Consider the following 16,596-nt stretch of genomic DNA (forward strand, 5'->3'; position numbering starts at 1 on the left):
TACAGTCCCCGCTGATTATTTAATTTATATTATATTATATTTAGGCGAAACCTAAAATAATAATGTATGTAAATTATAAATCATTTAATAAATTTTTTACAACAGAATAAAATTTTTTACCGGTTTTTACGCTATTCAATTCTTCAACTATTCCATTCTTACGCTATTCATTATTTAAGATATTACATCCTTAAACTGCATTAAACTATTCTATTTCTTTATTTAAGATATTGCACTCTTGAACTATTCTAATATCATAAAATGTAACAAAAATTTAACATAAATGTCATAAAATTTTAATAAATATATGCTAACATAATGCAATCAATTTTAACATATTTAACATATTTATTATTAATATATTAAATATGTTAAAAAGTTAATATAAATAATATATATAATATGCCGTATAAATATAAATTGATTTATATTACTCATTTAAGTTTAAAAAATAAGTTGACTTTAATTATTTTAAAATATATTATTATCATAAATATTGAATTTTACTTTTTAGTTATTTTTATTAAAATTATTTTGCTCAGACATAATACCCGCTGTATTATAATAAATACGATATAATATAGTACGAGTAGGTTTATTCAGTTTAATATATTTATATATTTTTTTAAATGCATATGTTTTCTTAAGTACGCTTAGCTTTTTTTAATTTAAATTTCCATCGGTATAATAAAATTCGCTAATATAAAAAAACAATATTGACGCCTGCGGTTAATATGTTTTAATTTAAATAAAGTTACATAATAGATAGCGCAATTTATATTTTTTAACTATTCTTTAGGAGGGTATATGGAAAGTACCGAGAATGAATCCGTATTCAAATTTGCAATTTTAATCAAGTCTTTTGAAGCCTTCAAGCAAATAAAAGCAATTATTCTTTTGCTTATTACGATTATTATTTCAGCCGCTATTTTTGTGGGCACAATCAGAGAGGCAACCGTAATAGCATACAGGTCGGGAGCATTATCGTTTTTTGTTTTAGGTATCGGAATTATAATAGCTTCCATAATTTTTTTGATAGGATATACTGCGGCAGGCAAAATTTTAATGGAATTTGCTAAAACTAAATCTTCCATAAAGATTTTTGACGCAATTATATTTTCAATTTTTTCATTTTTTAAAATTATTCTTTCCGAAATAATATTGTTTATTATTCCTTTTATTGCGGCTGTAATTATTTTTATATATTTTTTAATTGCCAGAATACCTGCAATAGGTTCTCTTTTGGCGTTCATCGGCATTCCCGCATTTACAATAATTTACGCAATTATTCTCTTGGGTATAGTGCTGATATCTTTTATGATTGCCCCTATGGTATTTGAAGGCAACACTGTAAAAGAGATATTTGTTAAAACATACGCATTATTTAAAAAACACAACACGTTAATTTTTGGATATTTTATATTTATAAGCATCGTGTCTTTTATGGTAGGTATCATATTTTTTGCATTTTTTACAGGGTCTTTAAGTGTAGTATCCTCAATCTTAATGCTGAATCATCCGACATATTTATTTAATAGCAATAGCGGAATGGGATTTGGCGGATACGGCGGATACGGAAATCCGATGAGTTCCCTTATGGGGCTTGGTTCTTTTTCATCGATTATGATGTTAGGAGAGTTTATAGGATTTGGGATTGCCATTATATATATGCTTTTGGTTGTTATGCAAATGGTATATATGATGCTCGGTCAATGTTATATTTATATCGATGTTATGCAGGATATGGATTTTAATGATGCCGAAGTTCAATTTAATTCTGCAGCGTCAAGAGTAAAGTCCAATATTGACAAATATAAAGAAAAAGCTGCAAATATGAGCATAAAGAGCAATACAAATACCGGTGAAAATTCGGTTGACCAGAAACCGGCTCAAACAGGACATTCTAAAACTGAAGGCGAATTTATATTTTGCACAAGCTGTGGCACCAAGAATCCTGCCGACGCTAAATTTTGCGAAAACTGCGGTAATAAATTAGGCTAAACAAAACTAAGTTCAGTTTTGCGACCATTATTTTCATCAACATATGGATTTTATAACGTATTTATATATGTTTAATATATGTTTAATATGTGTTTAATATAATTTATAACAATAAATGCCGATAAATTAAATACTAAATTTAAATTAAATACTAAATTAAATACTAAATTAAATACTGATTAATAAATCTGATGAATACCGAAAAATGAGAGTGTAAAAAATAAATGAGAGTACAAAAATATGTTGATAGGTAAGTAAATCATAAGTAAGTCAGTAAATTAGTTAGCCATTATAGAAAAAGGAGCGAACTATGTTTTTTTGTAAGAATTGCGGCGCAAAAATAGATAACGATAATGCCAAGTTCTGTCCTAAATGCGGGCAGAAATTTGAACCTAAACAGAATGATCAGCCGGTTAAAAGTACCGATAATAATGCGAACGCTGCCGAAAAATTTAATAAAGCGGCGCATATTTCACAGCCTCCTATTGCAGACGAAATTAAAAAATCTGATAAGAATAATAATAATATCAATAATAACAATATTAATAACAAGATAAATTCTTCGTCTAACCCTGCACCTGTCGGAAACATTCCGCATCCAGTTAAAATTAAGAAGCAGCAAATTAAAAATAACAATAGCAATAAACATGGGAAAGGATTGCTTGCCGTTCTTATCGTTCTTATGGTTATAGTGTTAGGCTCGGCAGGAACTCTTATATATTTTTATAAAACAGGCAGACTTAACAAATATAAAAAAGAGATATACAGGGTTCTGCATATTAAACAAAATAAATCAAGTCATAAAAAGCATCAATCTTCGCTAAATTCATCAAAGACAAAGTCGAAAAAAGCTTTAAAGAAATCTAAGGTATCTAAGAAAAAAAATGAAACATCAAAATCGCAATCCTCAGCCTCAGTTTCACCTGCGTCAAGCGCTGTCCCTCAAACTGCAGCGCAGAATTCTGCTCCTACTTATGTCTATAGTAATAATGTAAGCACAAAGCATTCATATGCTAACAGCGGCAACGGATTAACGCTTTTTAAAGGTTCTTTAGCTTCGGCAAGGGCTTATATAACCGGCATATCGCCCCTTAATAATTCAGGAGTGGGAGATGCGCCGGCTGTAATAATTTCAAATGTTTTAGCAAACGGAGCAAATGCAGCTCAGGGTAAGACTATCGTTCTGCATTCAAAATTTTACGCCGAAACTCCGGCTGATTTTTCTTCGCAAAGCGTGAAATTAACATATGAAATATACGGTAACGATTTTACAGCCTATAATAATTCACATGTTAATGTTACCAAACCGGGGATTTATTCGGTAGCATTGTCAATAAGCGTGCCTGCTGATTTTCCGACAGGGATTTACAACTATACCTTGACCGTAACTTCAACGGCTACTATAGAAGAGTCGGCGGCTGCTAATTTAAAAATTCAACAATGATTAATTAATTAGTTTGCGCAAAATTTTGTTTTTAGTAACTAAAAATAACCTATTTAGGAGGATAAATTATGAAAAAATCAGTTTTGGTATTATTTTTGCTTGTTTTTTCTATTGCTATTTCAAGTTTTATGCTATCCGGCTGCACTAACGGGGTCGGCGGTATAAACGGAACATATTATTCTACTCTAAGCAAAAAAAGCTATGTGGAATTATTTAAAAAAAGACGCTGCTATATACATACAAATTATGTTGATTCTATGGGAAAATGGTACATGCATAAAAATAGGATTACTATGCAGGCGGATTCCGCGGTTTTGCATTTTAAGTATTTAAACGGTGCATTGTATCTAAAAGTAAAAGGCAAAATAAATCATTTTGAAGTCATTGATAAGATACCTTTTAAAGTAGACTTGATATTTGTAAAAAAGTTTCAATTAAAGTCTTTGGCTAATCAAAATCATGGCTTAGTTCAGGGAAAATTTAAAGGCATTATGTCTATATATCAGAAAAAAATGGAACGGGGTATGTTTGGAGGAAGTTATCTGCAGTGGGTTTCATCCAATAAACCTGTCATTTTAACGATAAGCGGCAAAAATAAAATTCTATTATCTTCTAAAAATAAGCATCTTTTCAGACCGGAGAAGTATCGGTTTAAAATTTACGGAGATATTATGACTATCAGCGGGAGCCGGACTATATTTAATTATAGCGGCAACACTATAGATGGGCAGTATTTTATACTTAAACATAAAAATGATGTAGCGCTTGTCAATTTAGCTAATAAAGCTGCTTATTTTATTAAAAAATAAATAATATATATAGTTGAAATTTTAAATTTATTCTTATTAGCAGGATACTTGAAACTGCAATAAATATAGCGCAGACAAATGAATTGTCTGATAGATGGTTATTATTTGTATATTTTTAACTAACATCGCCGAGAAGCCCCGTTCGTCAGGACGGGGATGTAAGGCGATACAAAATTGTTAATTTTTAACCGCTGTATTGGTTTATATGAAAAGACTTTAATAAATCAGGCAAGTTAAAAATTTTAATATGTAACTTTAATTAATTTATTTTTAGGGAGATTTATTATTATGTCCGACGATTTAGATTTAATGACTGCTCAGAATTTATCCGACGGTAGCATGGATAATCAAAAGATGATGATTTATATGACACAAAAAAAGAGCGAGGTGCTTGCCGCTGTCTTATCATTTTTTATTCCTGGGCTTGGACAATTGGTTACAGGGTATATCGGTAAAGGTATAATATTTTTCTTTAGCACGTATATTACGCTTTTTTTGGCTATTGTCTTAATGTTTGTACTGGTAGGATTTCTATTATATCCAATATTCTTGGTATTATGGATATGGAGTATTGTAGATGCCTATTCAAATGTTAAAAAATTTAATATTGCTTTGATGCAGCAATTACAAAATAATTAAATAATGTTACAACTACAACAATTACAACAATGATAATGAAATTATGAAAATTTAAAACGTTTTGAATTGTTTTTGTTTTTTTATGTATTATTTATAAAAAAAATTAATAATTTTATGATTTCTCAGATAGAAAACAGGAGCTGTAATTATAGCAATATTTCTAAAAAGAGGACCGAGAGTTCTAATATTGGAGAAATGCTCGTTTCTAATTCTCTCATAACAAGGGAAGAATTAGATGATGCTGTAAGCAGACAAAAACTGCCTGTAAAACCGTTTATAAAAATACTTATAGATGAGGGAAAAATAGGTGAAAGTGAACTTGTAGATTTTTTATCAAAGGCTTTTTGCATAGATTCTGTTAATATAAACGATTTAGAAATTCCTAAAAATATAATAAGCAGCATTTCACCCGAAATGGCTGTAAGGTTCCGTGTTATACCATGTAAGAAAGAAAACGGTTTTTTATATGTGGCTACCGCCGACCCTACAATAAACGAAATAATAGATGAAATTTCTTTTTATGCCGGAATTCCGGCGCAGTATTTAGTGACATCTTATTCACAGATACTAAGCATTATTTCCAGATACTATAATGCTTCATTTATACTCAAAAATGGATTTGGCGCTGATGGCGGCAATGGCGAAAATGCATGGCAAACAACTAAAGAATCGGATGAAATAAGCGACATATCTGTAAATAAAAGCAGTGCAGGCGCAGTAGAAAAATATATAAATAAAGTAATAAGCGATGCTGTTGAAGTTGGCGCTAGCGACATACATTTTGAATTTTATAGAAAATTTTCGAGAATAAGATTTCGAACAGACGGCAAATTAACCGAATATTCAAAAATTACCCCCGCCACAGCAAAATTAAACATAATATCGCGCATAAAAAATATGGCAAATCTTGATATAACAGAACAGAGATTTCCGCAAGACGGCAGAATTGCGGTTTCTTTAGGGGGACATGAAGTAGATATAAGAGTATCGTGTCTTCCGACTATGTTTGGTGAAAAAATAGTAATGAGAATATTAAACAAATCTTCACTTATATTTGACATAAATAAAATAGGTTTTTCTCAGGAGCATTTAAAAATTTTGAAGACCGCAATACATAAACCTTATGGTATGATTTTAGTAACCGGTCCGACAGGCGCAGGGAAAACTACGACTCTTTATTGTATTTTAAACGAACTGAATAACTTTGATTCTTTAAATATTTCTACTGCCGAAGATCCTATAGAATACGATTTTCCCGGTATCAATCAAGTTCAGATAAATGAAAAACTTAGAAACGAAAAAACAAATACCTATTTTAATTTTGCCGAAGTTATGAGGTCTTTCTTAAGACAAGACCCCGATGTAATTATGGTAGGAGAAATAAGGGATACCGAAACAGCTTTAATAGCAGTTCAATCTGCGCTCACCGGACATCTCGTGCTTTCCACAATTCATACAAATAATGCTTCTTCCACGATAACGAGACTTATAAATATGAAAATTGAAAATTTTTTAGCCGCTTCAAGTCTTAATTTGATAATAGCGCAAAGACTCATAAGAAAACTTTGCATGGAATGTAAGGAAGAATTATCTAATGAAGCAATAAAAAAACTTGGAATAATCGCTGATTGTAATAATTATTTTAAACTATATAAGGCTAAGGGATGTCCTGTATGCAACAATTCAGGCTATAAAGGGAGAGTTCCAATTTATGAAATGCTCAATATAACCCATGAAATTAGTGAAATGATAAATAATAACGCAACCGAATCGGAAATAGAAATGATAGCTGTTAAAAACGGCATGAAGACCTTGTCGGATTCTGCAAAAGAAAAATTTTTCAGCGGTATTACATCTTTGGAAGAAATATTTCCTTATTTAAATAAGAAAATAGATTAGATATTGAAAATAGATTTAAGATTGACTAAATTATCAAATCATATAATAATATTTATTTATTGCGATAACGAAAACAACAAAAAAATAAAAATAAAAACAAGATTAACTATTTTAGCCTTATTTTATATTAAGCCTTTATACTGATAAGCCTTTATATCGGATTTATCTATTTTATTTTACTCTGGAGAACGCTATGTCTAAAATGCTTGACGTAAAAATTGTTCCTCATAGAAATTATTTAATGGCAGATACGCCTGACCAGAAACTGTTTATTGAATTAAAACTCAGTTCAAATAAATTAAATATAGATGCTGCCTCATTTCCAGGCGGTGACGCCGCCAATCATGCACTTAGCGCTTCTTCTTTATCTATTGTATTTGTTGTAGATACGTCCGGGTCAATGCGCGAAATTGTCTCAGGCTCAACGCAGTTTACCGGACAAACCCAAACTATTGACGGCAATACTTATAATCTGGTTACGGGAGGAGAATCTAAGATAGGAATTATTATAGATGGATTAAAAAAATTTGTCGGTTCGTCGAAATTGAAAAAAACCGATAGAATCAGCATTGTCAAGTTTGACGATGATGCAAAAGTTCTTCTGCCCTTCACAGACGTTGACGATAAAAATAAAAATATGATAACGGAAGCTATTGAAAATTTATTGAAATATAGCGGCGGCACCAGTATGGGAGCAGGATTGAAGACTGCCTTAGGGTTAATGTCTAAAGAAACGTCAAGCAGAAGAATTATTATGCTTACCGACGGTCAAACTTCCGATGAAGATTTAGTCAGAGAAACTGCGTCTGAATTAGCAAGAGAAAATACGCCTGTAATAGCTATAGGCATAGGCGAAGACTGGAATGAAGATTTGATTACCGATATAACGGACAAAACGCAGGGAAAACCTTTTTATGCCACGACTGAAACTACTGTAATACCGGTACCGGTAGCAGACGCTAACGGCAATATTGCCATTAAGCCTTCCGACATACCTGAAGTTATGATAAAAGAATTAGACCGCGCGGTAAGCGAATCGCTCACTGGAGTTTCTTTGACTATAAACGCTGTGCAAGATGTTAAAATAGACAGAATAACAAGGGTCTATCCTGAGGTATCTGAAGCAGATATAAATATAAAACCGCATTCTCTGGGTAATATCAGCAAAACAGACAGTACGGTATTTATAATAGAAGCCACGATACCGGAGCGGCAGCCGTTAAAATCCCGTCTTATGCAGTTGGGTTTAACTTATAATGTGCCAGGAATAAATTTTAGAGATGAAAATCCGCCTGAAGATATTATAGTCGAATTCACTATGGATGAATCCAAAGCCTCGGTTATAGACCAGGAAGTAATGCAGTGGGTGCAGCAAAGAAATGTCGGCGGATTGGTTGAAAAAGCAATAAAAGAAGCCGCAAGCAATCCTTCTAATGCAGCAAAAACTCTTGATATGGCAAGGCGTATGACAGTAAAATTAGGGAACGGCGCAATGACAAGGATGATAGAACAGGCTCAGAATGAAATAAAAGAAAATAAAACCATAAGTCTCGGAACATCAAAAACTTTAAGAATAGGTTCAAGAACAAAGACCGTAAAATTAGATGCCGGACAAGGACTTTCCGATGAACAGATCAGAAAACTCGCCGGAATTTGATATATTTAGTTAAATCAATTCATCAAATATTTAAAGGAGCGGAGATAAATGAAAACATGTCCTTCATGCGGCAAAAAGTTTACCGATGATAAAAAGTTCTGTAATTTGGACGGAACAGAGTTAATTGTGCTTGAAATTCCTGAAGAGGCTGCAATACCCGAACAGACGGCGTCAGAAGAACATCTTGAAGACCCTTACGCTAATGACGCTGTCAACATTACCGGCGATAAGATAAGTGATGGTGTTATTAATAATAGCGGGACTGGTAATAAAATTAATAAGAATAATAATACAGATAATGATAATATAGACAATCAAGGTGCGGTAAATAAAGACCGTGACGGCGATATTTTTTCTGACATACTTTCGAAAGACACATTTTTTGCAGATAAAAATGCTGCGACGACTAATGAATTTAAGTACGCCAGAATTACGCTAAAACATGATAATAATTTAACTGAGCAATTTTTTGATTTAAATTCTGAAAGTATGATTATAGGAAGATTTGACCAATCAACGGGGAATGTGGATATAGATTTGAGCAAATTACCCGACGCAGAACATATTTCAAGAAAACACGCAAGGTTTACTTTTGAAAACGGAAAATGGTTTATAGAGGATCTAAAGTCAACGAACGGAGTTTTTGTAAAGGTCGGCAATGCTTCAGAATTTTCCTCAAGGATTACCGAACCGACTGAATTAAGAAACAGGGATCAGATTTCTATAGGGGATATAATTTTTTTGTTCACTGTATAAATAGTTAAACGAGTTAATACAATATATTATTGAAATAAAGAAATAAAAAGGCACAGCAAGCATATATAATGAATCGAAAGGTATAAATAGTCAAACGAGTTAATGCAATATATTATTCACTTGTATATGTATATGATGCATATGTACAATTTTTTAATGATTATTTTTAAATATAAATTATCAAACGAATTTATATAATATATTAAATAAATATCTCTATAATCGAGGAATAATGAGCCCTGAAGTTCTGGAAGAAAAGATATATCCAATTGAAGACGACTCTGCGCGGTTTAAGTATGGGGATACATTTTTCGTAAATAATTCAGAATTAAAATTAGGCGCTTATCTTTTTTCAGGCTGGCGTTTTGTTTATAACAGCTCCGGAGAAGGATTATTATATTATGAGGGCAATCGTGAATTGCTTGAAAATTTTCCGAAATCTTCAATGCTGCCTGAAGTTTTGTATTACTCTGAAAACGAAGTTGTTATTGCAGATATCGGCAAATTGAGGTATAAACAATATAAATTTGTTAAACCCTCCAAAAAAGAAGACATTAATAAAATAGTGGGTTATTTGTCTGATATAGCCAAACTCATTAAAAATTTTAAAGAAAACAATCTATCGGTTTTATATATAAATCCTGACTCTATTAATATTGACGCAACTAATACTGATACAACTGACACTGACGCAACTGATTTAATGTATAATCGCAGCAGCAAGATAAAATTAAAGATTTTTCCAGATGTATGCGAAATAAACAAAGAAATGTATTCATCTAAGGATATGGTTGCTCCTGAAGTTTTAAGACGCAGAAAAGCAACAGGAAAGGAAGGAGTGTATGTTTTAGGGCTTTTATGCGTCAAATTTCTATTAGGAAAAAATTTGCATCCTTATGACGATATAAGTGTTCTGAATTGCATTTCTGATGTTGACATACCTGGGTTTCCACAATTTTTGTCAAAAACATTGGCTTATAGCAACGAAAGATTTACTATTGAAGAAGCCATTGATTATTTAAAAAATATTGCGGAGGAAATGAAAATGCCTGTAAAATTTGATATCGGTATGTCTTCAACTGTAGGATTAAATATTGACAGGCTTATAGATGAAGACAGCTGCGGATTTGTTATTGAAAATACTTTAAATTCAGGCGGCAAAGTTTTATCCATAAGGGCTTGCCTTGCTGACGGAATGGGCGGAATGGCGGCGGGAGAAGTTGCAAGCAAAGCTGCGGTAAACGCTTTTTTAAAGACCGGAACAGACTTATCCGCCGGCTTTGATACTGCTGCTGACGACATTAATAGTTTAGCTTTAAATATGGCATGGCAGGCAAATAAAAATGTTTTTGATTTTCTTGAAGGCAAAGACGGCGGATGTACTTTTATCGGTGTCGTTATTAAAAATGAAAATTTTGCGTTAGTTCACGCAGGCGATTCAAGAGCATATTTATGGACAGGTTCTAAACCTAATCCTGAATTAATAAGACTCACTAATGACCACTCATACGTTGCTTTAATGGTATCGAGCGGCAATATGACGGAAGAAGAAGCGAAAAACAGTCCCGACAGAAATAAAATTGTAAAATCTTTAGGCGCCGTCAGAAATAGACAGGAAGGATATATTGACGATTTGCAAAAAACAATAGGTAAAAAAACAGAAGTCCTGAAAAATAATGATATACTTATATTGGTATGCGACGGAATATGGTCTGAGATAGGAGAAGATGGGATAATATCTATATTAAACCGTTGCAAAACAACCGTAAACAACAATTTAAACAATAAGTTAAGTAATAATTCAAACAACAATTTAAACGATAAGTTAAGTAATAATTCAAATAATAATTTAAGCAATAAGCTAAATATCAATTCAAGCAATAAGTTAAATAATAATTTTGAAAATTTAGAAAATAATTTAGAGTATAAAAAAATAAATAATATAAATAGCAACGATTATATAGATACCAACGACGATATAGATATAATAGACGCCCAATATATAGCTGATTTACTTGTGGGTTCGGCAGTGAAAAATGGTGCTTCCGATAATGCGTCTGCGCTTATTATTAAAAGAACAGCGTGAAATTTTATATGTTATATATAGGTTGTAGGTTATGGATTATGGGCTGTTGTGTGTGGTTATGATTTGTCAATTATGTCTATAATATGCTAATCATAATTTATAATTAATTTTAATAATTTTAATGACCTATGATTAATTGTCCTTATTGTCAATCGTCTATCCCTGATAATTCCGCTAAATGCCCTGTCTGCGGAGGAGAAATAGAGCAGGATAATTCTCCGTCTTGCACTCCTCTTGAAACCGGCAGCATCATTTATTCAAAATATAAAGTAGAAAAGGTTATCGGACAGGGCGGCTTTGGAATAACGTATCTTGCCTATGACGAAAAACTCGGCAGAAAAGTCGCTATAAAAGAATATTTTCCGGATGGAATAGCATCAAGAACAGGCAATAAAGTGACTATGCCGCCCACGCTGGAAAATAAGAAAAATATGGAAGGCTTTACAGAGGAAGCCAGGGCAATAGCAAAATTAAAGAATTCCGGAATAGTCGATGTTTACGACATAATAGAAGAAAACGGCACAGTCTATATAGTAATGGAGTACATCAGCGGCGTCCCTATGTCTTCACTTCTTGGAAAAATAAGTGAAAAAGACGGATTAAAATATATAAGGCAGGTTGCTGATGCCGTAAAAGCTATTCATGACAAAGGACTGCTGCATCAAGATATAAAACCGGACAATATCATAATTAAGGATTCCGGAGATATTAAAATTATAGACTTTGGTTCTTCAAGTGATTTTGCAGACGGTAAAACTAAAACTTACGAAAAAATTTTGACGCCCGGATATGCGCCTCTTGAACAGTACGGAGGAAAAGGCAGACGAGGAAAGTTTACGGATGTATATGCTATATGTGCAACTTTGTATGCTTGTATAAAGGGTGTGCCTCCGCCTGAAGCCACTGCATTAGCCGGCGGAGTGCCGATAGATTTTGCCGGAATCAGTGAAGAATTAAAAAGTATAATAGAAAAAGGTCTTTCTGTAAAAATTCCGGACAGAATACAAGATACTGATGAATTAGTTAAATTATTAGATGATTGCGAAGCAAAACGGCAGATAGATAAACAGCCGCTTAACGTTGGCGGAAGACCTGACGGAAGAGTACCCGAAAATATCTCTGTGTCTAAACATACGCCTGAAACTCCGCCTGAAAAAATAAACGAAATTCAGGTAAAATCTCCAACTCATCCGGCAGAGCCGAATAATTTACACGGTCAGCCGCCCCTGCCGCATGACAACTTAAATAATGTAAATGGCGGTAATGGTAAAGCGAGTAATGACGACAATAGATTTAATGGCGCTAACGATAAAGCGAATAACGATATAACGAATAGCGGCGGTAATATTTACTCTCGGCAAAGTTTTAATAAATCCAATAAAAAAATTGCATTAACAGCGGTAATTGCCGGAATTATAATTTTTATCGCATCTTCAGCAGCGGCAGGTTATTTTTATATTTATCTGCCGATGAAAAACAAAAAAACAACAAATACAACAAATAGCAGTAATAATAACCGTAAGTCTCAAGGAAAATCAGCCGGCAGATTAAAAGCAGAAAAACTTGAAAAGAGGAATAAAAATAAGAATAAAAGGAATACCGATCAACTTAAACATACTAAATATGAAAATAACGCGAACAATGCAAATATTATAAATAATGCGAATAATACCGGCAATACAAGCAACACGCAATCCGCATCATCCGTTCCGATTTTGCCGAAGACAAATTATGTCTCTAATTCTAACGTAAATAATAATAGTTCAAATTCAAATAACGTAAGAGTAGCGGCGTATCCTCCGCCGATTCTGCGCATTGCGCCGCCGCAAACATCTAATGTATTTACCGGGCAAGGATATGAAGATTTTAAAATTGCAGGCTGTTTTTACTGTCACAGAATATACAACAAGGGAAATAAGAACGGCTCAAATCTTTCTAATGTCGGTTCGTTGCTGAGCTACGTCCAGATAAAAAATCAGATTTTACATCCGACTTCCTCAATGCCGCCAAGTCCGGATATGCCGCCGGAAGAGCTTTCTCAGATAGCAAATTGGCTTGAAGGTCTAAAATAGCGTAAAATATAGATATGTAATAGAATGAGGTAGATATATTAAACGTTATCAAGATAAAGGTGAAAGATTTATTTATTTTTTTCACTCCTGCCTTTGTCTTTGTTTTCAGGTTAGTTATGAAACTAATAAATCTGTCCCCTTATTGCTTCCCTTATTGCTTTATTGGTCATTTTTTCATCTAATTTAATTGACTTGACCAATGACTTAGTCTATAATAATTAATATACGTAATAAAAAAATTTAAATGAGGATTTAAACAATTTATGAAAGAAATTAATATATACGAGGCAAAGACCAACCTTTCAAAAATTATAAACGATGTTTTGGAAGGAGAAGAAGTAATAATAGGCAGAGCGGGATTGCCTTTAGTAAAAATAGTGCCTATTAGTGGCAAGAAAAAAAACAGAATATCCGGTTTATTTAAAAAAGATATTGAATTTTCTGAAGATATCGATAAACCTCTTTCAGATAAAATTATAAAACAATTTTACAAATAATCATGAATTATCTTTTGGATACGCATGTATTTCTATGGTTTGCTTCCGACGATATAAAGCTGTCGCCCGTCGCTAAAGAAATCATCGAGAACGGTAAAAACAATATATATCTAAGTTCTGCTTCAGTATGGGAATTAAGTATAAAAATAATTATAGGCAAATTAAAATTAAAAAAAGACCTGAATAAATTTATTGCTGAAAATATAGCCAGATACGCATATATTCCGCTTCCAGTAACTATCCCGCATGCCCTTGAAATTTCAAAACTTCCCGAAATTCATAAAGACCCTTTTGACAGAATGTTAGTAGCTCAGGCATTAGCTGAAAAAATGAAGATAATTACGTCAGACAGCTATATAAGGAAATATAACGTAAAAACGGCTTGGTAAAATAAAGAAAATTCTGTAAAATATTGCCGCATTTTTTTCGTAAAACTTCTTTTGTGTATTTCGGTTTCAACTGTTACAGGTTAATCCTCTCTTTATTTTTATTAAATTATTTTATGTTTATAAAAAACAATTGAAAAGATATAAGAAAAATGTGTGGAAAAAACAGAAAAAGGCTTCATTAATAATATCTTTATTTTGATTATGTTTGATGTTTATTATATTCGTTATTTTTTATATGTTTATGTTGTATATACTTAAGGTTTTTTATAATAATATTAATTGGATTAAATTAATTATAATTAAATTAATTGTAATTATAAAAATAATTGCATTTTTTTTTATGTACTAATTCTATTACTTGCCATAACAGATTGTCGAGTAGTTTTTATTGTATTAACCCCTAATTGACTGGAATAAAATTAGACACTATAATTAAGTCAATAGGAGGGTAAAAAATGGGATTAAATTTAACTAACATTGCCGAGAAGTCCCCGTCCGTGAGAGCGGAGATGTAAGGCAATACAAAATATTATTTGTTGTTCGTTATTATTTTTTTTGTTTGATATTATATTTCAGTTATGCTATACTTATACATATGAGATATAACACAAACAAAGGCAATCATTCGGTATATTGTCTTCAGTTCCATTATGTAGCCTGTGTAAAATACAGGAGAAAAATACTGACTGGAAAAATATCGGAAAGACTGAAAGAAATAAATAAAAGCGTAGCCGAGCATTTCGGCATAGATATAATTGAACAGGAAACAGACAAAGACCATTTACATATATTATTTTCAAGCAAGCCGCAAATAGAAATTAGCAAATTCGTAAACAGCTTAAAGTCTGTTTCGGCAAGATTGTTATTTCGTGAATTTTCCGAAATAAAGAAACAATTATGGAACGGTCATTTATGGAGTCCTTCTTATTTTCTTGCTACAACGGGACAAGTAACGCTTGATATACTAAAAAAATACGTAGAGTCGCAAAATGCTAAAGACTTATAAATATAGGTTATATCCTACCAAGAAACAAACTGAAAAATTAGACTGGACGCTTGAGACTTGCCGTATTCTTTATAATTCCTGCCTTGTCGATAGAAACCGCCATTACGAAGAAACAGGTAAAGGATTATCAAGAATAGACCAGCAAAAGATACTTGTAAAAGATAAGAAAAATATCGAATACTTAAAAAATATCCACTCCCAAGTATTGCAGGATGTCCTTTTCAGAGTTGAAAAAGCTTATCAAAACTTCTTTCGCCGCCTCAGAGCCAAAAACGGCACCACCGCAGGAGGCAGCGGAGCTCACGCAGGTTATCCCCGCTTTAAAAATCAAGGCAGATACGTCTCTATAACATATACTCAGTCCGGCTTTGCTATCATAGATAATAAACTCAAATTATCCAAAATCGGACATATCAGACTTAAACTGCATCGCAATATTGACGGCACAATTAAGACCTGTAATATCAAAAAAGAGATAGACCGCTGGTATATCTGCTTATCGGTTGAGTATGATATTAAAGTCGTTAAGAATACCATTATAACTAAACATGTCGGCATAGATGCCGGCATTAAATCTTTTGCAGTTCTATCAAACGGTAAGACGATAGACAATCCTAAACATTTGCGTAAATCCGAAGAAAAGCTTATCAAAATACAAAAACGATTATCAAATAAGAAAAAAGGTTCAAATAACCGCAAGAAAGCAAAAGTTATATTAGCTAAAATTCATAAGAAAATATCTAATCAGCGCAATGATTTTCAGCATAAAGAATCAAGAAAAATAATTAATACTTACAACGCAATAGGCGTAGAAGATTTGCAAATTAAGAATATGGTCAAAAATCATAAACTATCTAAATCAATATCTGACGCAGGCTGGGGACAGTTCCTTTCATACATAAAATATAAAGCGGAAGAAGCTGGTAAGTTATTTATGAAAGTAAATCCCCGCAATACATCTAAAGAATGTCATATATGCGGATATATCTATAAGGATATGACATTATCAGTAAGAAACTGGACTTGTCCTATTTGCAATACCGAACATGACAGAGATGTAAACGCCGCCTGTAATGTAGATAAAATAATGTTAGAAAAAATACGGCAGGAACTGCCGGAATATACGCTTGCGGAAACGGGCTCTATGGATGACATCGTAGATAGCAATATCTACGCACTAAAAAGTATCCCGTCGTTGAAGCAAGAAGCTTCGTCCGTAAGGGCGAGGTAGTTCACGAATAAAATTCTCGGACGACGATAAGATTAAAATCTTGCAGGGAATATAAGTGTATGCCATCTATATAGCATAAAAAGCAGAGGAGATAAAAATTTTATAAAAAG

Annotated in this window: 12 protein-coding genes and 1 pseudogene; all 13 read left to right on the forward strand. The window is 32.6% G+C overall.

Annotation, left to right across the window (positions count from 1 at the left end; genetic code table 11):
- The first annotated feature begins 807 nt into the window (after positions 1-807).
- The 13 genes and pseudogenes from EVJ46_07035 (at position 808) to EVJ46_07095 (ending at position 16,333) form a co-directional block, all read left to right on the forward strand.
- Positions 808-2,001 carry a zinc-ribbon domain-containing protein gene (locus EVJ46_07035; protein RZD15945.1) on the forward strand — a complete coding sequence of 398 codons (1,194 nt, stop codon included), beginning with the start codon at positions 808-810 and terminating at the stop codon, positions 1,999-2,001.
- Between the two features lie 310 nt (positions 2,002-2,311).
- Entirely contained in the window at positions 2,312-3,445 is a 1,134-nt protein-coding gene (locus EVJ46_07040; GenBank protein RZD15946.1) for a zinc ribbon domain-containing protein, read from the forward strand.
- Between the two features lie 68 nt (positions 3,446-3,513).
- On the forward strand, positions 3,514-4,254 hold the full coding sequence (locus tag EVJ46_07045; GenBank protein ID RZD15947.1) for a hypothetical protein: 741 nt from the start codon (positions 3,514-3,516) through the stop codon (positions 4,252-4,254).
- Positions 4,255-4,620: 366 nt separating this feature from the next.
- Complete coding sequence (locus EVJ46_07050; protein ID RZD16234.1) at positions 4,621-4,893, forward strand: hypothetical protein; 273 nt, start codon at positions 4,621-4,623, stop codon at positions 4,891-4,893.
- A 114-nt stretch (positions 4,894-5,007) separates the two neighbouring features.
- Positions 5,008-6,792: a type II secretion system protein GspE gene (locus tag EVJ46_07055; GenBank protein RZD15948.1), complete on the forward strand. Its 1,785-nt coding sequence runs from the start codon at positions 5,008-5,010 to the stop codon at positions 6,790-6,792.
- Positions 6,793-6,985: 193 nt separating this feature from the next.
- A complete protein-coding gene (locus tag EVJ46_07060) occupies positions 6,986-8,449 on the forward strand; it encodes a VWA domain-containing protein (protein ID RZD15949.1) in 1,464 nt (487 codons plus the stop codon).
- 48 nt (positions 8,450-8,497) lie between these two features.
- Positions 8,498-9,205, forward strand: a complete 708-nt coding sequence (locus tag EVJ46_07065; GenBank protein ID RZD15950.1) for an FHA domain-containing protein — start codon at positions 8,498-8,500, stop codon at positions 9,203-9,205.
- 232 nt (positions 9,206-9,437) lie between these two features.
- On the forward strand, positions 9,438-11,291 hold the full coding sequence (locus EVJ46_07070) for a serine/threonine-protein phosphatase (GenBank protein RZD15951.1): 1,854 nt from the start codon (positions 9,438-9,440) through the stop codon (positions 11,289-11,291).
- Positions 11,292-11,419: 128 nt separating this feature from the next.
- On the forward strand, positions 11,420-13,363 hold the full coding sequence (locus tag EVJ46_07075; GenBank protein ID RZD15952.1) for a hypothetical protein: 1,944 nt from the start codon (positions 11,420-11,422) through the stop codon (positions 13,361-13,363).
- A gap of 263 nt (positions 13,364-13,626) precedes the next feature.
- Positions 13,627-13,860: a type II toxin-antitoxin system prevent-host-death family antitoxin gene (locus EVJ46_07080; GenBank protein ID RZD15953.1), complete on the forward strand. Its 234-nt coding sequence runs from the start codon at positions 13,627-13,629 to the stop codon at positions 13,858-13,860.
- A gap of 2 nt (positions 13,861-13,862) precedes the next feature.
- Entirely contained in the window at positions 13,863-14,249 is a 387-nt protein-coding gene (locus tag EVJ46_07085; protein ID RZD15954.1) for a type II toxin-antitoxin system VapC family toxin, read from the forward strand.
- A gap of 595 nt (positions 14,250-14,844) precedes the next feature.
- Entirely contained in the window at positions 14,845-15,255 is a 411-nt protein-coding gene (gene tnpA, locus EVJ46_07090) for an IS200/IS605 family transposase (GenBank protein ID RZD15955.1), read from the forward strand.
- Positions 15,239-16,333 (forward strand): annotated as a pseudogene (locus tag EVJ46_07095) (transposase). Before tnpA ends, EVJ46_07095 begins: the two are co-directional and overlap by 17 nt.
- Positions 16,334-16,596 lie beyond the last annotated feature (263 nt).

The organism is Candidatus Acididesulfobacter guangdongensis, from assembly GCA_004195045.1.
GTDB classification, from domain to species: Bacteria; SZUA-79; SZUA-79; order Acidulodesulfobacterales; family Acidulodesulfobacteraceae; genus Acididesulfobacter; species Acididesulfobacter guangdongensis.